General features: G+C 59.2%; 19 protein-coding genes. 12 read left to right on the forward strand and 7 right to left on the reverse strand.

The features are described from left to right. The first annotated feature begins 44 nt into the window (after positions 1–44). The 4 genes from tsaD to ACR0IV_RS15580 are packed head-to-tail and all read left to right on the forward strand — an operon-like array spanning position 45 to position 2,794. Complete coding sequence (gene tsaD, locus ACR0IV_RS15565) at positions 45–1,142, forward strand: tRNA (adenosine(37)-N6)-threonylcarbamoyltransferase complex transferase subunit TsaD (protein ID WP_480660104.1); 1,098 nt, start codon at positions 45–47, stop codon at positions 1,140–1,142. Beyond that, positions 1,139–2,101 (forward strand): NAD(P)H-dependent glycerol-3-phosphate dehydrogenase, encoded by a 963-nt coding sequence (locus ACR0IV_RS15570; RefSeq protein ID WP_480471296.1) that lies wholly within the window; start codon positions 1,139–1,141, stop codon positions 2,099–2,101. Before tsaD ends, ACR0IV_RS15570 begins: the two co-directional genes overlap by 4 nt. Position 2,102: 1 nt before the next feature. Next, positions 2,103–2,372 carry a YciI family protein gene (locus ACR0IV_RS15575; RefSeq protein WP_480471297.1) on the forward strand — a complete coding sequence of 90 codons (270 nt, stop codon included), beginning with the start codon at positions 2,103–2,105 and terminating at the stop codon, positions 2,370–2,372. After that, positions 2,372–2,794 (forward strand): EVE domain-containing protein, encoded by a 423-nt coding sequence (locus tag ACR0IV_RS15580; RefSeq protein ID WP_480471298.1) that lies wholly within the window; start codon positions 2,372–2,374, stop codon positions 2,792–2,794. The genes ACR0IV_RS15575 and ACR0IV_RS15580 overlap by 1 nt, the downstream gene beginning before the upstream one ends. Before the next feature lie 210 nt (positions 2,795–3,004). Here ACR0IV_RS15580 and ACR0IV_RS15585 read toward each other — a convergent pair whose 3' ends face one another. The 4 genes from ACR0IV_RS15585 to ACR0IV_RS15600 form a co-directional block, all read right to left on the reverse strand. Further along, positions 3,005–3,346: a DUF2853 family protein gene (locus ACR0IV_RS15585; RefSeq protein WP_480660105.1), complete on the reverse strand. Its 342-nt coding sequence runs from the start codon at positions 3,344–3,346 to the stop codon at positions 3,005–3,007. A 367-nt stretch (positions 3,347–3,713) separates the two neighbouring features. After that, positions 3,714–4,460, reverse strand: a complete 747-nt coding sequence (locus tag ACR0IV_RS15590; protein ID WP_480660106.1) for an extensin-like domain-containing protein — start codon at positions 4,458–4,460, stop codon at positions 3,714–3,716. A gap of 14 nt (positions 4,461–4,474) precedes the next feature. Then, positions 4,475–5,863, reverse strand: a complete 1,389-nt coding sequence (gene ahcY / locus ACR0IV_RS15595) for an adenosylhomocysteinase (protein ID WP_480660107.1) — start codon at positions 5,861–5,863, stop codon at positions 4,475–4,477. Between the two features lie 102 nt (positions 5,864–5,965). Further along, positions 5,966–6,283 (reverse strand): hypothetical protein, encoded by a 318-nt coding sequence (locus tag ACR0IV_RS15600; protein ID WP_480471302.1) that lies wholly within the window; start codon positions 6,281–6,283, stop codon positions 5,966–5,968. Positions 6,284–6,490: 207 nt separating this feature from the next. Between ACR0IV_RS15600 and ACR0IV_RS15605 the strand changes: the two genes are divergently transcribed. Beyond that, positions 6,491–7,084 (forward strand): HD domain-containing protein, encoded by a 594-nt coding sequence (locus ACR0IV_RS15605; protein ID WP_480660108.1) that lies wholly within the window; start codon positions 6,491–6,493, stop codon positions 7,082–7,084. On the opposite strand, the gene ACR0IV_RS15610 is transcribed toward ACR0IV_RS15605, so the two are convergent. The 3 genes from ACR0IV_RS15610 to ACR0IV_RS15620 all read right to left on the reverse strand — a co-directional run bounded on the left by ACR0IV_RS15610 (position 7,081) and on the right by ACR0IV_RS15620 (position 8,799). After that, positions 7,081–7,452, reverse strand: a complete 372-nt coding sequence (locus tag ACR0IV_RS15610) for a VOC family protein (RefSeq protein WP_480471304.1) — start codon at positions 7,450–7,452, stop codon at positions 7,081–7,083. The genes ACR0IV_RS15605 and ACR0IV_RS15610 overlap by 4 nt on opposite strands. Positions 7,453–7,540: 88 nt before the next feature. Beyond that, complete coding sequence (locus ACR0IV_RS15615; protein ID WP_050604676.1) at positions 7,541–8,095, reverse strand: ActR/PrrA/RegA family redox response regulator transcription factor; 555 nt, start codon at positions 8,093–8,095, stop codon at positions 7,541–7,543. A gap of 86 nt (positions 8,096–8,181) precedes the next feature. Beyond that, positions 8,182–8,799, reverse strand: a complete 618-nt coding sequence (locus tag ACR0IV_RS15620) for an SCO family protein (protein ID WP_480660109.1) — start codon at positions 8,797–8,799, stop codon at positions 8,182–8,184. An 89-nt stretch (positions 8,800–8,888) separates the two neighbouring features. Here ACR0IV_RS15620 and regB point away from each other — a divergent pair, with 89 nt between their 5' ends. The 7 genes from regB (at position 8,889) to addA (ending at position 20,311) form a co-directional block, all read left to right on the forward strand. Then, positions 8,889–10,280 (forward strand): sensor histidine kinase RegB, encoded by a 1,392-nt coding sequence (regB, locus tag ACR0IV_RS15625; protein ID WP_480471306.1) that lies wholly within the window; start codon positions 8,889–8,891, stop codon positions 10,278–10,280. Between the two features lie 65 nt (positions 10,281–10,345). Continuing rightward, the gene (locus ACR0IV_RS15630) at positions 10,346–11,839 is read left to right on the forward strand and encodes a PAS-domain containing protein (RefSeq protein ID WP_480660110.1); all 1,494 of its coding nucleotides are present in this window, start codon (positions 10,346–10,348) and stop codon (positions 11,837–11,839) included. 41 nt (positions 11,840–11,880) lie between these two features. After that, entirely contained in the window at positions 11,881–12,351 is a 471-nt protein-coding gene (gene tsaE, locus ACR0IV_RS15635; protein WP_480471308.1) for a tRNA (adenosine(37)-N6)-threonylcarbamoyltransferase complex ATPase subunit type 1 TsaE, read from the forward strand. Beyond that, the gene (locus tag ACR0IV_RS15640) at positions 12,348–13,352 is read left to right on the forward strand and encodes an aminoglycoside phosphotransferase family protein (protein WP_480660111.1); all 1,005 of its coding nucleotides are present in this window, start codon (positions 12,348–12,350) and stop codon (positions 13,350–13,352) included. Before tsaE ends, ACR0IV_RS15640 begins: the two co-directional genes overlap by 4 nt. Beyond that, positions 13,349–14,035, forward strand: a complete 687-nt coding sequence (locus tag ACR0IV_RS15645; RefSeq protein WP_480660112.1) for a nucleotidyltransferase family protein — start codon at positions 13,349–13,351, stop codon at positions 14,033–14,035. The genes ACR0IV_RS15640 and ACR0IV_RS15645 overlap by 4 nt, the downstream gene beginning before the upstream one ends. Continuing rightward, positions 14,028–16,955, forward strand: a complete 2,928-nt coding sequence (gene addB / locus ACR0IV_RS15650) for a double-strand break repair protein AddB (protein WP_480660113.1) — start codon at positions 14,028–14,030, stop codon at positions 16,953–16,955. The genes ACR0IV_RS15645 and addB overlap by 8 nt, the downstream gene beginning before the upstream one ends. Beyond that, the gene (gene addA, locus ACR0IV_RS15655) at positions 16,952–20,311 is read left to right on the forward strand and encodes a double-strand break repair helicase AddA (RefSeq protein WP_480660114.1); all 3,360 of its coding nucleotides are present in this window, start codon (positions 16,952–16,954) and stop codon (positions 20,309–20,311) included. Before addB ends, addA begins: the two co-directional genes overlap by 4 nt. Positions 20,312–20,345: the final 34 nt, after the last annotated feature.

Consider the following 20,345-nt stretch of genomic DNA (forward strand, 5'->3'; position numbering starts at 1 on the left):
GGGTGATACCCCGCTTGCCAATCATGATGCAACGGATCGGGCCAATGGTGCAAACACTTACAGTCCTCGGGCTGGAAAGCAGCTGCGATGACACAGCCGCAGCCGTCGTGCGCCACGGTGAAGGCGCGCTGCCTCAGATCCTGTCATCCGTGGTACATGGTCAAACCGATCTGCACAGCGCCTATGGGGGCGTCGTGCCCGAGATCGCGGCGCGGGCGCATGTGGAAAAGCTGGATATCTGTGTTAAACAGGCTCTAACGCAGGCCAATATTGGCCTTGGTGATCTCGATGCCATCGCCGTCACTGCCGGCCCCGGCCTTATCGGAGGGGTCATGTCCGGCGTCATGTGCGCCAAAGGTCTGAGCGCCGCAACCGGGCTGCCGTTGATCGGAGTGAATCATCTGGCTGGCCACGCTTTGACCCCTCGCCTGACCGACGGAATTGCGTTCCCCTACCTGATGCTGTTGGTCTCGGGCGGGCATTGCCAATACCTAATCGCCCATGGGTCGGACCGGTTCACGCGATTGGGCGGAACGATAGACGATGCGCCCGGTGAGGCCTTCGATAAGACAGCGCGCCTGTTGGGGCTACCCCAACCCGGCGGACCATCGGTCGAGGCCGAAGCCCGCACCGGAGATCCCAGGCGATTTCGATTCCCACGGCCTTTGCTGGATCGACCCGGATGCGATCTGTCGTTTTCCGGGCTAAAGACCGCGCTGATGCGGATGCGTGATCAGATCGTGGCCGAGAAGGGAGGCCTCACCCGGCAAGACCGCGCCGATCTGTGCGCGGGATTTCAGCAGGCCATAGTGGATACGCTGGCCGAAAAAACCCGGCGTGCAATTTCGCTCTACCTCGAGGCCACCCCTTTGGAGTCAGTCATCACAGTGGCCGGGGGTGTAGCGGCAAATACAGCAATTCGTGCAGCGTTAGAGACTGTTTCACAAGACTGTGGCGCCCGATTTACGGCCCCGCCGCTTGCCCTGTGTACGGATAACGCTGCGATGATTGCCTATGCAGGTCTGGAGCGTTTCCGCGCCGGCGCACAGGATGGGTTGGACCTGACCGCCCGCCCTCGCTGGCCGCTGGACCAGACCAGCCCGGCAATGCTGGGCAGCGGAAAGAAAGGGGCGAAGGCATGAGCGTTTCTGTATTGGGATCGGGGGCGTTTGGGACTGCTCTGGCGATCTCACTCGCGGGAAACGGGCCTGTCACCCTGTGGGCGCGTGACGCGGAACATGCGCGGTCGATGGCGGCAAATCGCGAGAACGCTGCCCGGCTACCGGGCGTCTCTCTTCCGGATGCGATCCGTGTGACATCAGACATACAGGTTGTGGCACAAAGTGACGTCCTGCTGATGACCGTTCCGATGCAAAAGCTGCGCGGGGCACTGCGAGATCACGCAGCTTTACTGCCGGGCAAGACTATCGTGGCCTGTTGCAAAGGGATTGAGCAGTCTTCAGGTCTTGGGCCGATCTCAGTCATCGCGCAGACAATCCCCGATGCGCATCCCGCGCTTCTGACCGGGCCCAGTTTTGCTGACGATATTGCCCGAGGGCTGCCGACCGCGTTGACGCTTGCCTGCGCAGATGCTGCACTGGGCACCTCCCTTCAGCAAGAGCTGACAACCGCGAACCTGCGCCTTTATCGCACGTCAGATACGGTCGGGGCCGAGCTTGGCGGCGCGTTGAAGAACGTTATGGCGATCGGCTGCGGAGCCGCGATTGGAGCCGGGTTGGGCGACAGCGCCCGCGCCGCGCTCATCACGCGCGGGTTCGCCGAGATGCAGCGCTTTGCGGCCCTGCGCGGTGCGCAGCCAGAAACATTGATGGGACTGTCCGGGCTGGGTGATCTGGTCCTGACCTGTTCGTCCGAATTGTCCAGAAATTACCGTTTTGGCCTATGTTTGGGTCTAAATCAGCCGTTTGACAGCGCAACGACCGTCGAAGGCGTCGCCACCGCGCAAGCCATGTCTGATATCGCCGCATCCGAAGGGCTGGATATGCCCATCAGCACAACGGTGGCGAAACTCAGCAGCGGTGCCTACAGTGTGACCGACGCGATTCAGGCCCTGCTGGGTCGCCCACTCAAGGAGGAATAAGATGCTCATCGCTCTGATCGCCCGTGACAAACCCGGCGCTCTGCAAACCCGGCTGGATAACCGTCCCGCACACCTGGCCTATCTCGAAGAGACCGGCGTGGTAGCACAGGCTGGTCCGTTGCTGGATGGGGAAGCCATGATTGGCTCTCTGATCGTTCTGGATGTCGAAGACATGGCCGAAGCGCAGGAGTGGGCGCGCAACGATCCCTATGCGCTGGCCGGACTGTTCGACTCGGTCGAGCTAATCCAATGGAAGCGGGTGATCGGCTGATGGCATATTGGCTGTTCAAATCCGAACCCTCGACCTGGAGCTGGGATCAGCAGGTCGACAAAGGGGATGCGGGCGAGGAATGGGATGGCGTCCGCAACTATCAGGCGCGTAATTTCATGCGGCAGATGAAAGTCGGGGACCGTGGGTTCTTTTATCATTCGCAAAAGGACAAGGCGATTGTCGGCATCGTTGAGGTCTGTTCCGAAGCCCATCCCGACAGCACCACCGATGATGAGCGCTGGGAATGCGTGGATATCAAGGCCGTTCGCCCTTTCACCACGCATATCACATTGGATCAGATCAAGGCAGAAGGACGGCTGGATGACATGGTTCTGGTCAAGAATTCGCGCCTGTCTGTGCAACCCGTTGCTGATGAAGAATGGGCGTTGATCTGCGCCATGGGCGAGACGAAATCGGATTAAAGGGAAGGCCCTGACAACGCAGAACCTTCCCTACCCCACGTGCTCCCAACTCACCACACGTGTATAGAATTATCTGGTTCTGACCGTCCTGGTCACGACCTGACCCTAACCGAATTCCGGCGGTTGTTTCAAACGCCAAGTCCTTAAATTAAATCTCAAATGCAAAACGCCCGCCGTGTTTCGACGGGCGTTGCAGGCTTGGTACCGGGATCAGCCGTAGACCGATTCTTTGCCGAAATGCTTGGTCAGCATGTAATAAACGACGGCGCGGTATTTGTTCCGCTCGGACATGCCATAGGTTTCCAGAACCTTGTTGATCGCTTCCATCAGCTCAGGGCCATCAGCCAGACCCAGCTTTTTGACCAGGAAGTTGTTCTTGACCGTCTCAAGCTCGCTTTCCTGACTGGCCGCCACCGTCGAAGCATCAGCGTCATAAATGGCCGGACCACAGCCAATGGTCACCTTGGTCAGCAAGTCCATATCGGCATCCATGCCGCATTTGGATTTCAGATCCTCGGCATACTTGGCGATCAGCTCGTCGCGTTTTCCCATTAAGCACTCTCCCGTAGTACAGATGTTGTGGTGTTATTTTCATATCCTAGAAACAGATGCAGGCAGCCTAGCCAGAAGATATGCTCACACAAAGGGAAAAATTCCGCACATTCCCCGTAAGCGGAATCACTCTGCCACCGAGCTGGAAACCTGTCTTGAATTCGAAAAATCGGCGCCCTCGGGTGATTTGGCGATCGGACCCGATGGACGCATGTTCGTGTCGATGCAGAAGAGTGTATCCATACTCCGCTCACCTGTTCCGAACAATGGAGAGGAATCCTCGCAAGAAATCCAACAAGACCGCCCGCTTCAAGCAGTCAGTGGTCGCCGACCCTTTTCCCGACCCTGTTTGGCGGGGCCGGAACACCTATCGGCAATAGCCCCAACCGGGTCCTTGCAAGTGGAAATGATCTGCATGCAAGCGGTTGAAATTCGGGCCCAGAACAACGCGAAACCAATCGCATGCGCCGCGCCCGATCTGATGAAGAAAGTCAGCCTCGGGGCCGGGTGTGGACCAATCGTCAATCAGGCTAAGGGTTCGCCCATCGCCCAGTTCCACGCCCACGATGTCAATCGAATCTGCGGTCGCATGACTGCTCCATCCATTGTTTGCACCTCGCGCGGTGCGCATCCGCCGGCAATTATAGCTGCCGATATGGCGTAAGGCGCGTGCATCAGTGCCCAGAATATCCCGCGCGGCGGGCTGCACGACGTGGTGTTCCCACATAGTCAATCGCAAGGCGGTGGTGCAGCGTGTCTCGACCGCCCTGACGTCGGCGCTAACCAGGCCCGACAGCCGACCTCGTCCAGCGATACCGCAATTCTGATCGACGACCAGATCCTCCATCTCGGTGAACGCAACATCGGCCTGAGTCATAGCCAGTCGACATTGCGTTTCATCCGCCAGGGCTCTGCGCAGCTGTAGTGCCGTGATTGGCGTCACCGGGGCTTTCACGCTCAGATCGCGCAACGGATTCCAGTGCACCGGCACTGGAGACTGAGGATGCGCCAATAGCCAGTAACCACCCGCACCGAAGACAAACAGAAAAACAAGAAGAGAAAAAAAGGACGCCGCCAGATGAAAAACCCGGCGGCGTCCAGAAGGTTCGGTCATACCCGGACCAGCAATCAGTAGCGGTAGTGCTCAGGCTTGTAAGGGCCTTCCGGTGCAACACCGATGTAAGCCGCCTGTTCGTTGTCCATCTTGGTCAGTTTCACACCGATGCGGTCCAGATGCAGGCGGGCCACTTTCTCGTCCAGATGCTTGGGCAAGATATAGACCTTGTTTTCGTACTGGTCGCCCTTGGTGAACAGCTCGATCTGCGCCAGAACCTGATTGGTGAAGGACGCAGACATAACGAAAGACGGGTGACCGGTGGCGTTACCGAGGTTCAGCAGGCGGCCTTCGGACAGCAGGATGATACGGTTGCCCGAGGGCATCTCGATCATGTCCACCTGTTCCTTGATGTTGGTCCATTTGTGGTTCTTCAGGCTGGCCACCTGAATTTCATTGTCGAAATGGCCGATATTGCCGACGATGGCCATGTCCTTCATCGCGCGCATATGCTCGATGCGGATCACGTCCTTGTTACCGGTGGTAGTGATAAACACATCCGCGGTTGCAACTTCATCTTCCAGCAATGTCACTTCATAGCCGTCCATCGCAGCCTGCAGCGCGCAGATCGGGTCGACCTCTGTCACTTTCACACGCGCGCCGGCACCGGACAGCGAAGCGGCCGAGCCTTTGCCCACGTCGCCATAACCGCAGACCACGGCAACTTTGCCCGCCAGCATGGTGTCAGTGGCGCGGCGGATACCGTCGACCAGCGATTCTTTACAGCCGTATTTATTGTCAAATTTCGACTTGGTGACCGAGTCGTTCACGTTGATCGCCGGGAACGGCAGGTGGCCGTCTTTCACCAGTTGATACAGACGATTCACACCGGTGGTGGTTTCCTCAGACACGCCTTGGATCTGATCACGCATCTTGGTGAACCAACCGGGCGAAGCCGCCATACGCTTGGCGATCTGCTTCTTGATCACCTCTTCCTCTTCCGAACCGGGAACCGGAATAATGTCCTCACCGGCTTCGGCGCGAGCACCCAGCAGGATGTATAGCGTTGCGTCGCCGCCATCATCGAGGATCATGTTCGGGCCATCTTCGAACAGGAAGGACTTGTCCAGATAGTCCCAGTGCTCTTCCAGCGTCTGACCCTTGATCGCGAATACCGGAATACCCGCCTCGGCAATCGCCGCAGCTGCGTGATCCTGTGTCGAGAAGATGTTGCACGACGCCCAGCGTACATCCGCGCCCAGCGCGACCAGCGTTTCGATCAGAACCGCCGTCTGAATGGTCATGTGCAGCGAGCCCACAATCCGAGCACCGCTCAGCGGTTTACTGTCACCGTATTCGGCGCGCAGGGCCATCAGCCCCGGCATTTCCGTTTCAGCGATATCCAGTTCTTTGCGGCCAAAGCCCGCCAATGAAATGTCCTTAACGATATAGTCCCCGGCCATCAGGTTCTCCACTCCGGTAAATCTCGGTCCGGGTTGCCCCTAGCATTCCTTGGGACAGGAGGCAATGTGGATGGCCGGAAACGGGAATCTACGCCTTGAAAATCAGCTCGGCGTACCCTCGACCTTGATCTTCGGGATCGCTTGGAAAAAATCCGTGCCAACGGCAACGATACAACTTATGCCATTGGGTTGCGTGACCAGAACGGTGTAACTTCCCGTTTCCTTCGAGGTCCAGACCTCCATCACCGACTGCGCGCCCCGAGATTTCTGCAGACCACCAAAGGCAAGTTCTTCGGCATAGTTGTCCTGCAGCTTGGAAATCAGCTGCTCTCGATCGGCACAGTTATTCTGGGCAAAAACGGGCGGCGCGGTGGCAGCCATTCCAAAGGTCAGGGCGATTGCAAACAAACGCTTGAACATAGCAAGCTCCTTTCGATACGTGTTTCGTTTCGAGAGGGGCGCAACTGAAAGGAGTCAGCACCCCCCTCAGTCCTTGATGTCGGGATCGGTTGGTTCGGTTTCAAAGCACGAATGCTCAAGAAAACGTTGGCAGCTGGTGATCCTGACAAGTACATCATAGCAGAAAAATACGATTTTAATGTGTCCCACTTCACAAGGCATGGCAGAATGGCAACACAACCCCGCGCATGGCAGAGAATGCTGTCGGGCCGCAGGCTGGACCTGCTGGACCCCACACCGGTGGATATCGAGATTGAGGATATCGCCCATGGACTTGCCTTTGTGGCGCGCTGGAACGGTCAAACGGCGGGTGATTTCGCCTATTCCGTGGCCGAACATTCCCTGCTGGTCGAAGAGCTTTTTGGCCGTATCGCGCCGAAAGCGCCGGTGAAATGGCGACTGGCGGCCCTGTTACACGATGCGCCGGAATATGTGATCGGAGACATGATCTCCCCCGTCAAATCCGCCGTCGGCCCGGATTACGGCGCGCTGGATGACCGTCTGGCGGCAGCAATCCACATCCGGTTCGGGTTACCGGCCGAGGTGCCGAAGACGGTAAAACGGCAGATCAAAAAGGCCGACAAGATCAGCGCCTGGATGGAGGCAACGCAGATCGCGGGTTTTTCCGAGACGGAGGCGACGAATTTTTTTGGTCGACCTGATAAAGCAGTGATGGAGGGTTTGGAGATAAAATTACGCCCGCCGGTCGAAGTGCGACGGGCGTATACGGATCGACATCAGTCTCTGCTAAAACAGATTTAGCCAAAGACGTAGAAACATAGCTTGTTGCCGTCTGCATCGCGAGCATAAGCCCCGTAGAACACGTCCGGAACGCGCTGACCGGGTTCACCTTCGTCGGTAGCACCCAAGCTGATTGCCTTTTCATACAATGATTGAGCGTGTTCTTTTGAGTCTGCAGGAAAGGCCACCATCGTGCCGTTGCCCGGCGCACAGGCCGCACCATCGTAGGGTTCACATACGGCCAACATTGGCGCACCGGGTTCATTGCCGATAAATGCAATGCGCCCTGCATCGAACGTCACCTTGGCATCCCGGTCCGAGAGTAAATCAGTATAAAACTTCTTGGCGCGCTCCATGTCCGAGACGCCAATGGTTACATAGCCAATCATTTTCGAGTTTCCTGCGTTGTTTTATGTTTCGACGCGGACACTCGAAAACAAAGCCCGAGTTAGCAAATCACGAAGCGGTGACTGACACTTAGCGAGGACTACGCTTCGCCAAAATCCGCTGCAACGTCCGGCGGTGCATGTTCAGGCGCCGCGCCGTCTCAGAAACATTCCGATCACACAGCTCATAGACCCGCTGGATATGCTCCCAGCGCACGCGATCCGCGCTCATGGGGTTTTCCGGCGGTGGGGGCAGTTCGTCGCCCTTGGCCAGCAATGCGTTGGTGATATCAGTGGCGTCAGCGGGTTTTGACAAATAATCCGTTGCGCCGATCTTGACCGCTGCGACCGCAGTGGCGATCGCGCCGTAACCGGTCAGAACCACAACCCGGCTGTCAGGGCGTTTCTCGCGTAGCACTTCGACGACGTCCAAGCCATTGCCGTCTTCCAGGCGCAAGTCGACAACTGCATAGGCAGGCGGGCGTGCGGTGGATATGGCGCGGCCTGCGGCAACGGAACCGGCGGTTTCAACCTCAAAACCGCGCTTTTCCATGGCTTTGGCCAGACGTCTCAGAAACGGCTCGTCATCATCTACCAGGAGCAGCGATTTGTCAGGGCCGATGTCAAGCTGGGAACTGTCTGCCATATGTTGGTCTTTCCGCTATTTCATGCCTTTGGCTTGAACATGAGTAATAGCAGCGCCACCCCAAAGGTCAAACAACCCGTTGCCTGCTAGATCTGATCAATGAAACAGCCCACCTTGTCCGCCATCTGCTCGGCCGTGTCATCGCGCTTGAAGAATTCAAGGAATCCATCCTCGGGCGTAACCAGATAGGTGAAGGTGGAATGATCGACCAGATAATACTCGTCGCTTTTGTCCTGAGCCTTGTAGTAGGTCTTATAGGCCTTGCTGGCGGCCTTGACCTGTTCTGGCGATCCAGTCAGCGCGATCATGCGTTCATGCAGGTTGAAGGCATAGTCACCTACAACCTCGGGCGTGTCGCGGTCGGGATCGATCGAGATGAACAAAGGCGTTACCGATAGCCCGCGCTCGGCCAGAAGATCGATGGCCTCGGCATTGCGGGACATATCGAAGGGGCAGACATCGGGGCAGAAAGTATAGCCGAAATAAATCAATGTGGGCTCGGTGATCACATCCTTGTCGGTTATGGTTTCGCCCTTGCTGTTGATCAGCTCGAACGGGCCGCCGATCGCCGCCGTTCCGCCTGCAATCTGGCTTGAGCGGCACTGCGCGAACTTGTCATCCGATCCGCCGCGTGTCAGCAGCCACATTGCACCCACGCCAACGGCCAGAACAACAGCTGCGAGCACGGCGTAAAGACGAATCATTGGGACTATCCTGATGCGAAGGTTGTTGATCGGTTCGGCCCGCACTCCTATCAACATGAGGAGCCGACGCAATAGGACATAATCGACCGATGACCGATTCCAAGACCAGCCTCTGGCGCGGACAAGAACGCAGCACCTGGATTCGTTTGCGCACACTGATCCTGTTGCGATGGGTCGCGATCGTCGGCCAGTTCACTGCGATAACGGTGGCCCAGCAATACTACCACGTCCAGCTGGAGCTTGGCTTGTGTTACTTTGCCATCGGCGTCTCGGTAATGGGCAACCTCACAGCCATCTTACTGTTTCCAGAGAACAAGCGCCTGTCAGAGTTCGAAAACTTTCTGATGGTGCTGTTCGATCTGTCGCAGCTGTCGGTCCTGCTCTATCTCACCGGTGGGCTGAACAATCCATTTGCCCTGCTTCTGGTTGGTCCGGTAACGATTTCCGCAAGCGTCATGAGCACGCGCTCAACCCTGATTATCGGCGGGGTCGCCGTGATTTTGACCACGTTGTTGGCGCAGTTTCACTTGCCCCTGCGCACCAATCTAGGGCTGGTTCTGGATATCCCCGATATCCTGCTGTTCGGCAACTGGGCCGCGATCATCATCGCCATCGTGTTCATCGGCGCCTATTCCCACCGCATCAGTTCCGAAGTGCAATCGATGTCCGAGGCGCTCTCGGCCACGCATATGGCGCTGGCGCGGGAGCAGAAACTGACCGATCTGGGTGGTGTGGTGGCCGCTGCCGCGCATGAGCTGGGGACACCTTTGGCCACGATCAAGCTGGCCAGCTCCGAGCTGATCGAAGAACTTGACGACCGGCCGGAGCTCAAGGAAGACGCCGCCCTGATCCGCGAACAGGCCGACCGCTGTCGCGATATTCTGCGCGACATGGGACGGGCAGGCAAAGACGACCTGCATCTGCGTCAGGCACCCCTGTCGACAGTCATCCATGAATCGGCGGAGCCTCACATCAACCGGGGCAAAGAGGTGCATTTTGCCGAAGGTCCGGTGCTGGACGGCGACGTGCAACAACCCTCGATCCTGCGCAAGCCCGAGATCATTCACGGGCTGCGCAACCTGATCCAGAATGCGGTGGACTTCGCACGTGACACTGTTTGGGTTGAGGCCGAATGGACCTCGGAACTGATCACCGTTTGCATCATGGATGACGGGCGCGGGTATCCGTCTCACATCATCGGACGGATCGGCGATCCCTTCATGCGGCGGCGGCGGGCGGATCGCAGCAGCCGCCCCGAATACGAAGGCATGGGTCTGGGCCTGTTCATCGCCAAAACCCTGTTGGAACGCAGCGGGGCTCAGCTCTATTTCGCCAATGGCTCCGATCCTTATCAGAACCTGACGGATCAACCCGAGCGGCGCGGTGCAATTGTCAAGGTCGTCTGGCCGCGCAAGTTGATCGACGCTCAGATCGGTGACACGCCGGTTCCCTCGGGCGCCAACCAGCCGTTTCAGATCTGAGTTAACACCCCGTTAACACTTGCCGGTCATATAGGTCCGGATGAGGTAATCGGGGTGCGCAATCCATGGCCGACTGGATCATATTGGCTGCGATCAGTCTGGTTTCTGCAGGCTTTGCCATTCGTTGGCTATCGCCACGCCCGACACCACGGCGCGACGACTACGGATTGTGCTCTGACACCGTGTTTCTGTTCGACGGCACCCGATTGATCAGCCATTCCGACATCGCCCTGAACGGCTTTGAAACGGTCAACTCCTGGGCCGATCTCAAACGCTTGCTGCAGCGCGATTTCCCCGCCTTTCCCGAAACCCCCGACACGGTGCGCGCCAACCGTACCCTGGTGGTATCCGCTATTGATTGCACCGTAGACCGCGAGGTGCAGTGCGAATGGATCGAAGGTATAATTCGCGTCGAACTGCGAGACCTGACCGGGCAGACACATACTCAGCGTCGGGATGTAAATGACCCGATCCGACTGGCCATGGATCAGGCGCCCTATCCGGTCTGGCTGCTGGATGCCTCCAATCGGGTCAGCTGGTGTAATGCTGCCTATGTCGCGCTGGTGCGCAAGGTTGGCGGCCCCGATGCGGATTTGACCGAACCTCTGGTTCCCGCCCCTACGGACGATGCTCAGCTGGGCCGGAAATCCCGCGTTTCTGTTGCGGTGAAAGACAGCAATGCCCGGCTCTGGTTCGACCTCACCCGCGTGATCCGCGATGAGGGGCAGCTGTGCTATGCGGTTGATATCAATGCGATTGTCGAAGCTGAAACTGCCCAACGCAAATTCGTTCAGACCATGACCAAGACCTTCGCCCAGCTGTCAATCGGACTGGCAATCTTTGACCGGAACCGGCAGTTGGCCTTGTTCAATCCTGCGCTGATCGATCTGACTACGCTGCCGCCAGACTTCCTCAGTTGTCGACCGGGCTTGTCCAGCTTCTTTGACCGGTTGCGAGATCAGCACATGATGCCAGAGCCCAAGAACTACCGCAGCTGGCGTCGGCAGATGAACGACCTGATCGAGGCCGCAGAAGACGGCAATTACCAAGAGACATGGTCGCTGCCCTCTGGGTCGGTGTATTCAGTCAGCGGCCGTCCACATCCGGACGGCGCCGTTGCCTTTCTGTTCGAAGACATCACGGCCGAAATCACTCTGACCCGGCGTTTCCGGTCCGAGATGGACTTGATGCAGTCAATCCTCGACAAGCTTGCCGATGCCATCGCAGTCTTTGCGGATGACGGAACACTGGCATTCACAAATCTTGCCTACCACATGCTTTGGGGCGAGGTAGAAGAGGCCGGACTGGACTGCGCGACAGTGCTGGAAGTGACGCGCCAATGGCAGGATCATTGCACCGCAACGCCAGTTCTGGGTGAGATTCGGGATTTCGTGAACATCCGCGAGAATCGTGCCGAATGGTCGGCTGATCTGACCCTGAAGACCGGGGCCAAACTGACCTGCACAATCAACCCGATGCAGAACGGTGCAACAATCGTTCGTTTCGCTACCCTGGACGCGTTGGAAAGCCGCGCTGCGCCACAGAAAATCAGTGCCTGAACCGGGTTGCAGCCGACCGGGCGCAGGTTCATTGTGGCGCCATGACTGCGCCGTTGACTCTGACCATGAAATCCCCCGAAGAAACAGCCTCGCTCGCCGCCAATTTGGCGGGTGCACTTCGGCCGGGTGATACCATTCTGCTGGATGGGGCAATCGGCAGCGGCAAAACTCATTTCGCAAGAGCTTTGATACAATCCGTTCTTGCCGTACCCGAAGATGTCCCTTCGCCCACTTTCACGCTCGTACAGGTCTATGACACGAAGGTTGGTGAGGTCTGGCACTCGGATCTCTATCGCCTTTCATCGGTCGAAGAGATCGAAGAGCTGGGCCTGGTTGACGCCTTCGAAACCAGCATTTGCCTGATCGAATGGCCCGAGAAACTGGACACGCTGAAACCGCATTCGGCGCTGTTGATCCGCTTCTCAACTGACCCGGACGATCAGGACCTACGGCATCTGGAACTGAGCTGGACCAGCCCGAAGTGGACGTCCAGGCTGGAGAAGACCCCATGACGAACCGAGCGATTCTGGCCGAAGCGCTGATTGCACAAACAAAATGGCGCGGTGCGCAACAAGCACCTCTGGCCGGGGATGCGTCGAACCGCAGATACGAACGCTTAACCGATCCCACAACAGGGCAGACCGCCGTGTTGATGGATGCCCCGCCTGACAAGGGTGAAGATGTTGAATCCTTTGTGCGCATGGCAAACTACCTGCGATCGCTTGGCCTGAGCGCACCGGAGATCTACGCCGAAGATACCGAATACGGGTTCCTGTTGCTCGAAGATCTGGGCGATGCGCTGTTTGCCCGCGTGCTTGATGACGACCCATCGCAAGAGCGGACGCTTTATGATGCGGCAACGGACGTTCTGGTGCATCTGCATGCGGGGCCGACACTGTCACTGGACAGCTACGACCCCGCCCTGATGACCGAATTTTCGGCATTGTCTTTCACCAAATACGCGCAAGGCGTTCTTGGCGCGCATGATACCGAGACGCGCACGCGGTTCGAGTTGCGCTTTGCCGATATCCTGCACCGGGAAACCGGCGGCGCGCGGGTGGTGGTACAACGCGACTATCACGCCGAAAACCTGATCTGGCTGCCCGAACGCGAGGGGATCGCGCGTGTCGGCCTGCTGGACTTTCAAAGCGCGATGCTGGGTCATCCCGCCTATGATCTGATGTCCCTGCTGCAGGACGTGCGCCGCAACGTACCCGCCGGGATCGAGATGCGGATGATCGACCGCTATATCTCGGCGACTGGTGTCGACGGTCACGATTTTCGCACCGCCTATGCAGTGTTGGGTGCGCAGCGGAACCTGCGCATCCTGGGTGGGTTTGCACGGCTGGCGACAGATTATGGCAAGCCGCATTATGTCGATCTGATCCCTGCCGCTTGGGCCCATCTGATGCGCGATCTGGAACATCCGGCGCTTGTTTCGGTGGCCGATCTGCTGCGCGATGCCCTGCCCCCGCCCAGCCCTGAAAATCTTGCAAAGCTGAGGTCGCGATGACCCGTGCACCAAAGGCTGCAATGTTGTTTGCCGCCGGTTTCGGCACGCGTATGGGTGCGCTGACCAAGAACCGTCCCAAACCGCTGATTGAGGTGGCCGGGCGGCCTCTGATCGACCACGCGCTGGACCTGGTCACTCCGCTGCAGCCTCTGCGGGTCGTGGCCAATACGCATTATCACGCGGATCAGTTGACAAGGCATCTGGACCTAAAAGGGGTATTGCTGTCACACGAAGCACCAAAGATTCTGGAAACCGGAGGTGGGTTAAAGGCCGCTTTGCCAATGCTTGGGCCGGATCCGGTGTTCACACTCAACAGTGATGCGATCTGGGCCGGGCCCAACCCGTTGCAAATGCTGCAAGAGCGGTGGGACCCCGACCAGATGGATGCGCTGCTTATGTGCATCCCGACAGACCAAACACTTGGGCATTCAGGGTCAGGCGATTTCACGCAAGACAACACCGGTCGGATCACCCGCGGCGCTGGTCTGGTCTATGGCGGAGCGCAAATTCTTAAAACCGAAGGCCTGCACGATGTTGCCGAGGATGTGTTCTCGTTGAATCTCCTGTGGGATCGGATGCTGGAGGACCGCCGCCTGTTCGCGTTGTCCTACCCCGGTCGCTGGTGCGACGTTGGTCGGCCCGAAGGGATCGCACTTGCCGAAGGTCTGATCGCCGATGTTTGAGCCCAGCCTCCAGCCGCGGGTCTTTGCCGTCCCGCCGGGTGCAGACTTCCCCCGTGTGCTGGTCGACGGGCTGCGCAAACGGTTCGAAACACGCCCGCCCGAGGCGCTGGGGCGGGTTCAGCTGGTAGTCAACACGCGCCGCATGGCGCGACGCGTGCGAGAGCTGTTCGATCAGGGGCCACCTTGCCTGTTGCCAAAGCTGTCTCTGGTCACCGATCTGGGCGAAGGCGCCGATCTGGCGCAGGTGCCGCCCGCAATTCCACCGCTGCGGCGTCGGCTGGAACTGACCCAGCTGATCGCCAAGCTGCTGGATCAGCAGCCCGATCTGGCGGCGCGGTCGTCATTGTTCGATTTGTCCGACAGTCTGGCAGCGCTGATTGACGAGATGCAGGGCGAAGGCGTTCCTCCCGACGCGATCCGCAATCTGGATGTCAGCGATATGTCCGGCCACTGGGCGCGCGCGCAGGCCTTCATCGGTATCGCGGATCATTTCATGCACGCAGGCGATGGCGCTATGGACCCGCAGGCGCGGCAACGGCGCGTGGTCGAGACACTGATCACACGTTGGCAAGAGGCCCCTCCAAGCCATCCGATCTTCCTTGCCGGCTCTACCGGATCGCGCGGCACAACAATGATGCTGATGCAAGCCATCGCACGCCTGCCACAAGGGGCGCTGGTGCTGCCCGGCTATGATTTCGACCAGCCAAGGCAGGTTTGGCGCAATCTCGATGACGCTCTGACCTCGGAAGATCATCCGCAATACCGCTTTCGCAAGCTGATGCACGAACTTGATCTGACACCCGATCAGATTCACCCCTGGACAGAGGAACAGCCCCCCTCGCCCGCACGTAACAAGCTGATTTCGCTTGCCTTACGCCCTGCCCCGGTCACCGATGCGTGGATGTCAGAAGGTCCAAACCTGACCGATCTGCAGGGCGCAACCAAGGACGTGACGCTGATCGAGGCCACTTCGCCCCGGGCCGAAGCATTGGCGATAGCCCTGCGTCTGCGCCAAGCCGCCGAGACCGGCCAGACCGCCGCCCTGATCACGCCTGATCGGATGCTGACCCGTCAGGTCAGCGCCGCGCTGGATCGCTGGAACATCCTGCCTGATGATAGCGCGGGCCTGCCGCTGCAATTGTCGCCTCCGGGGCGGCTCCTGCGCCACGTGGCGGGCCTGTTTGCCCGCCGACTGGATGCCGAGGCACTGCTGACCCTGCTCAAACATCCGCTCTGCCATGATGGGGCCGATCGCGGCGCGCATCTGCTGCGTACCCGCGATCTGGAGCTCGACCTGCGCCGCCACGGCCCGCCTTTTCCCGACAGCGCCAGCCTGACCGCCTTTGCCATCCGTACAGAAGCGCCCGAAGATTGGGTCCGCTGGGTGATCAAGTCTTTCTGCGACCAATACAGCCCAGCAGAGCGCCCACTGACCGATTGGGTTGTCCATTTGCGCGAGTTGGCCGAGGCGATCTCAGCCGGATCAAATGGTGAGACCGGCACGCTTTGGGACAAAAACGCCGGTCAAAAAGCGCTGGCGGTGATGGCCACATTGGACTCTGAGGCGCAACATGGCGCCGCGATGACGGCGCATGATTTTGCGGATCTGCTGGGTGCATTGCTGGCAGGCGAAGAGGTGCGTGATCGCGATGCGCCCCATCCGCATCTGATGATCTGGGGCACCCTTGAGGCACGGGTTCAGGGCGCCGATCTGCTGATCCTTGGTGGCCTCAATGAGGGGAGTTGGCCCGAAGCCCCTGCGCCTGATCCCTGGTTGAACCGGCAGATGCGCAATGCTGCGGGATTGCTGCTGCCCGAACGCCGTATCGGTTTGTCGGCCCACGACTTTCAACAGGCGGTGGGAGCAACCGAAGTGGTCCTGTCCCGCTCCACCCGTTCGGATGATGCGGAAACCGTCCCGTCGCGATGGCTCAACCGTCTGACGAACCTGTTGCAAGGCCTGCCGGACCAAGGCGGCACCGATGCCCTTGCCGCGATGCGTGCACGAGGGGCCAAGTTGCTCGGCTGGGCTGAGGCGCTGGAACATGCCCCCCGGATCGACGCGGCGCACCGGCCCTCGCCCCGGCCCCCCGTGGCATCCCGGCCCCGACGCCTGAGCGTCACCGAGATCAAGCGCCTGATCCGCGATCCTTATGCGATCTATGCCCGCCACGTTTTGCGCCTGAAACCGTTGGACCCTCTGGTCCGCGCGCCCGACGCCTTGCTGCGAGGGATCGTGATTCACGAGGTACTGGAGCAGTTCGTACGTGACAGCGTGTTGGACCCGGCCCTGCTGACCCACGAAAACTTCCTGAAACGCGCCGAAGCGCTGCTGGACAACCACGTCGCCTGGCCCACGGCGCGAAAACTCTGGCTCGCGCGGCTTGAACGGATCACCGACAGTTTTCTGGCCGCCGAAAGCTCGCGTCGCGGTGATGGTGGGCCTGTGGCCTTTGAAGTGATGATGAAACTGGCGCTTGCGCCGTTGGACTTCACCATCTCGGGCCGCGCTGACCGGATCGACCTGAACAGCCGCGGCGCGATGCGAATCATCGACTACAAGACCGGCGTGCCTCCGTCCGAAAGCCAGCAGGCCAAGTTCGACAAACAACTCCTGATCGAAGCCGCGATTGCCGAGCAGGGCGGGATCGAAGGATTCGATCCGCTGCCCGTGGCCCAGGCAGTCTTTATTGGCATGGGTGGCGCGTATAAAGAGGTGGATGCTCCGCTGACGAAAGAGCCGGCAGACAAGGTTCTGGCCGAACTCAAACAGCTCATTTCCGCTTATTTAGAGCCTGATCAGGGCTTCACCTCTCGCCGAATGCTGCACAAGGATACGGATATCGGTGACTATGATCATCTGGCCCGGTTCGGCGAATGGGATCGTTCAGCCGACACCTGTCCGGAGGACCTGATTTGAGCCCGCGCAACGACGCCACCGAACGGCAGGCGCAGGCCGCGCGCCCGGATGCATCGACCTGGCTTGCTGCAAATGCGGGTTCGGGCAAGACACGGGTTCTGACCGACCGGGTGGCGCGGTTGTTATTGGATGGGGTGCAGCCGCAGCATATTCTGTGCCTGACCTACACCAAGGCCGCCGCCAGCGAGATGCAGAACCGGTTGTTCAAGCGGCTGGGTAAGTGGGCGATGCTGGGCAACAGCGACCTTGAGGGCGAGTTGGTCGAACTCGGCGTGACAGGCGCGATTGATCCTGACCGTCTGGCGCAAGCACGGACCCTGTTCGCCCGCGCCATCGAGACACCGGGCGGATTGAAGATCCAGACCATCCACTCATTCTGCGCCTCGCTCTTGCGGCGGTTTCCGCTTGAGGCCGGGGTCAGCCCGCAATTTGCCGAGATGGAGGACCGCGCCGCTGCCTTGCTGCGCGAAGAGATTGTCGAGGACTTTGCCGAGGGTCAGCGGGCTGCTTTGATCGAAGATGTCGCCCGGTTCGTCACCGATGCTGGCTTCGAAAAGCTGACTGCCGCTGTCACGCAGAAACGTAGCCACTTTGCACAATCATTGCAGTGGGATGATGTGCTGCAACTGTTTGAGCTGCCCGCAGGTTTTGACGAAAATGCACTGCTGGGCCGGGTTTGTCTGGGTGGTGAGGTTGAGCTGATCCAATCCATGCTGCCCGCGCTGACCGAAAGCGGCGGTAACAACGCAAAGGCTGCTGACAAACTGGCCGCGTTCTCCGACGCGCGGCTTAGCCACTTGCCGCTGCTGGAAAACGTGCTGCTGACCGGCAAAGGCGCAAAGGAGCCGTTCTCTGCCAAGATCAACAGTTTTCCTACCAAAGCGCTGCGCGAAGGCGTGCTGGCGGATCGTATGCCACAGCTGGAAGCGCTGATGCTGCGCGTCGAAGCTGCGCGAGAACAACGGTTGGCGCTGGTTGCAGCGCAGAAAACCCTTGTTTTACACCGCTTTGCCGCGGCCTTCCTACCGGAATACGAGCGGCGCAAACAGCTGCGCGGCTGGCTTGATTTCGACGACCTGATCCTGCGCGCACGGCAGGTTCTGAACGACCCGACGGTGGCGGAATGGGTTCTGTACCGCCTCGACGGTGGCATCGACCACATTCTTGTGGACGAGGCGCAAGATACCAGCCCGGATCAGTGGGACGTGATCGAAAAACTGGCGCAGGAATTCACCAGCGGGGAGGGGGCCCGCTCCGGGATTGAACGTACGATCTTCGTCGTTGGGGATAAGAAACAGTCAATCTACTCCTTCCAGGGTGCCGATCCACAGGCTTTCGATCAGATGCAGGCCGAGTTTGGGAGAAAACTGCAAGAATCAGGCTCTAAACTGTGGGATTCGACGTTGGAGTATTCGTTCCGATCGTCCAGCGCGATCCTCGGATTGGTGGATATTCTGTTCGAAAACAGCGCAGAGGCCGGGTTTCACAAAGACGCGCTGCACCGCGCGTTCAAGGGTGATCTTCCGGGTCGCGTCGACCTGTGGCCCGTGGTTGAAAAGGTCGAAGAAGACGAGGAAGGCGACTGGACCGACCCCGTAGATCGACCCGGCGCGCGACACCATACTGTGGTTCTGGCCGAGCAGGTGGCAAAGTCGATTAAAGACTTGATCGACAACGAAGAGACCATTCCGGAAGATGGCGACACACCCGGCAATTTTGTACGCCGCAAGGTGCAGCCAGGGGATTTCCTCATTCTGGTTCAGCGCCGCTCGGACCTGTTTGCCGAAATCATTCGCGCCTGCAAAGCGGCTGATCTGCCCATCGCAGGCGCTGACCGTCTCAAAGTCGGTGCCGAACTCGCGGTCAAGGACCTCGCCGCGCTGCTGAGTTTTCTGGCCACGCCCGAAGATAGCCTGTCGCTGGCGACCGTGCTGAAATCACCTCTGTTCGGTTGGTCGGAACAGCAATTGTTCGATCTGGCGCACAGACGGGACGAGGGGTTCCTGTGGGCCGCACTGCGCAAGCGGGCCGAAGAATTCCCCGAGACACTCGCCATCCTGAACGACCTGCGCGGGCAGACCGACTTTCTGCGCCCCTATGATCTGATCGAACGGATTCTGACCCGGCATGACGGACGAAGGAAGCTGCTCGGTCGGTTAGGGGCCGAGGCTGAGGATGGGATCAATGCGTTGCTGTCACAAGCACTGGCCTATGAACGTACGGATATCCCCAGCCTGACCGGGTTCCTGGTCTGGATGCAGACCGATGATCTTGAGATCAAACGACAGATGAGCGGTGTCGGCAACATAATCCGGGTGATGACCGTGCATGGCTCAAAAGGGCTGGAAGCACCGATCGTGATCCTGCCGGATACGGGCAAACGGCAGCCTCCGCGCGATGCCGAGATCATGATGGCCGGCGAGACACCACTGTGGAAAGTACCGTCCGATGCATCACCCGCCCTTGTCGCAACGGCGCGGGAAGAGGCCCGTCAACGAGAGGAAAATGAACGGCTTCGCCTGCTATATGTGGCTCTAACACGGGCAGAAAAGTGGTTGATCGTGGCTGCAGCGGGGGATGTCGGCAAGGACGGCACCAGCTGGTATCAGATGGTTGAGGCCGCGATGGCCCGTGCCGGCGCAACGCAGCTACCCGGAACGCAGACGCAACGACTGGCGCATGGCGATTGGGAAGCGTTGCCTTTGACTGAGCATCGTACCGAGATGCCTGCGGACCAAACCCTTCCCGAGATGTTCTACAACATGGCAAAGGAGCCGCCCGCGCCTGCGGAAACACTCAGCCCTTCCGATCTAGGCGGCGCAAAGGCGCTGTCCGGCGATGCGGGACAGGATGAAGAGGCCGCCAAACTGCGTGGCACGCACCTGCATCTGCTGCTCGAACAATTGCCCACCGTTGACAGCGGCCAATGGCCACAGCTTTGCGCCCAGTTATTACCCGATATGCACGAGGCGGATCGACAAGAGCTGTTTCGAGAGGCAGGAACGGTACTGGCTGCGGATCATCTGAAAGCGGTTTTCGCGCCCGAAGCGCTGGCCGAGGTTCCGATCTCTGCTGATCTGAATGGCACCCGCATGCATGGCGTCATCGACCGATTGATTATCTCTGATACCGAAATCCATGCGATTGATTTCAAATCAAATGCCACTGTTCCAGACAGCGCTGGCACCTGTCCGGACGGGCTGTTGCGCCAGATGGGGGCCTATGCTCATGCGCTGGCGCAGATTTACCCTGATCGCCGGATCCGGACTGCGATCCTCTGGACCCGCAGCGCGCAGCTTATGTGGTTGCCACACGATCTTGTGACAGATGCTCTGGCACACCACTCGATATCTTGACCTCCCTCAATACGGCACCTAGGTTCTGTGCCCA

It is taken from the genome of Ruegeria sp. C2, assembly GCF_056537765.1.

Bases quoted from the DNA above. Each gene is read 5' to 3' on its own strand.
- ACR0IV_RS15640 (WP_480660111.1), top strand. From the start codon at position 12,348: ATGACGAACCGAGCGATTCTGGCCGAAGCGCTGATTGCACAAACAAAA.
- ACR0IV_RS15590 (WP_480660106.1), bottom strand. From the start codon at position 4,460: ATGACCGAACCTTCTGGACGCCGCCGGGTTTTTCATCTGGCGGCGTCC.
- ACR0IV_RS15620 (WP_480660109.1), bottom strand. From the start codon at position 8,799: ATGATTCGTCTTTACGCCGTGCTCGCAGCTGTTGTTCTGGCCGTTGGC.
- ahcY (WP_480660107.1), bottom strand. From the start codon at position 5,863: ATGGCCGGGGACTATATCGTTAAGGACATTTCATTGGCGGGCTTTGGC.
- ACR0IV_RS15585 (WP_480660105.1), bottom strand. From the start codon at position 3,346: ATGGGAAAACGCGACGAGCTGATCGCCAAGTATGCCGAGGATCTGAAA.
- ACR0IV_RS15580 (WP_480471298.1), top strand. From the start codon at position 2,372: ATGGCATATTGGCTGTTCAAATCCGAACCCTCGACCTGGAGCTGGGAT.
- addB (WP_480660113.1), top strand. From the start codon at position 14,028: ATGTTTGAGCCCAGCCTCCAGCCGCGGGTCTTTGCCGTCCCGCCGGGT.
- tsaD (WP_480660104.1), top strand. From the start codon at position 45: ATGGTGCAAACACTTACAGTCCTCGGGCTGGAAAGCAGCTGCGATGAC.
- ACR0IV_RS15615 (WP_050604676.1), bottom strand. From the start codon at position 8,095: ATGGCAGACAGTTCCCAGCTTGACATCGGCCCTGACAAATCGCTGCTC.
- ACR0IV_RS15630 (WP_480660110.1), top strand. From the start codon at position 10,346: ATGGCCGACTGGATCATATTGGCTGCGATCAGTCTGGTTTCTGCAGGC.
- ACR0IV_RS15575 (WP_480471297.1), top strand. From the start codon at position 2,103: ATGCTCATCGCTCTGATCGCCCGTGACAAACCCGGCGCTCTGCAAACC.
- ACR0IV_RS15610 (WP_480471304.1), bottom strand. From the start codon at position 7,452: ATGATTGGCTATGTAACCATTGGCGTCTCGGACATGGAGCGCGCCAAG.
- tsaE (WP_480471308.1), top strand. From the start codon at position 11,881: ATGACTGCGCCGTTGACTCTGACCATGAAATCCCCCGAAGAAACAGCC.
- ACR0IV_RS15600 (WP_480471302.1), bottom strand. From the start codon at position 6,283: ATGTTCAAGCGTTTGTTTGCAATCGCCCTGACCTTTGGAATGGCTGCC.
- regB (WP_480471306.1), top strand. From the start codon at position 8,889: ATGACCGATTCCAAGACCAGCCTCTGGCGCGGACAAGAACGCAGCACC.
- ACR0IV_RS15605 (WP_480660108.1), top strand. From the start codon at position 6,491: ATGGCAACACAACCCCGCGCATGGCAGAGAATGCTGTCGGGCCGCAGG.
- ACR0IV_RS15570 (WP_480471296.1), top strand. From the start codon at position 1,139: ATGAGCGTTTCTGTATTGGGATCGGGGGCGTTTGGGACTGCTCTGGCG.
- ACR0IV_RS15645 (WP_480660112.1), top strand. From the start codon at position 13,349: ATGACCCGTGCACCAAAGGCTGCAATGTTGTTTGCCGCCGGTTTCGGC.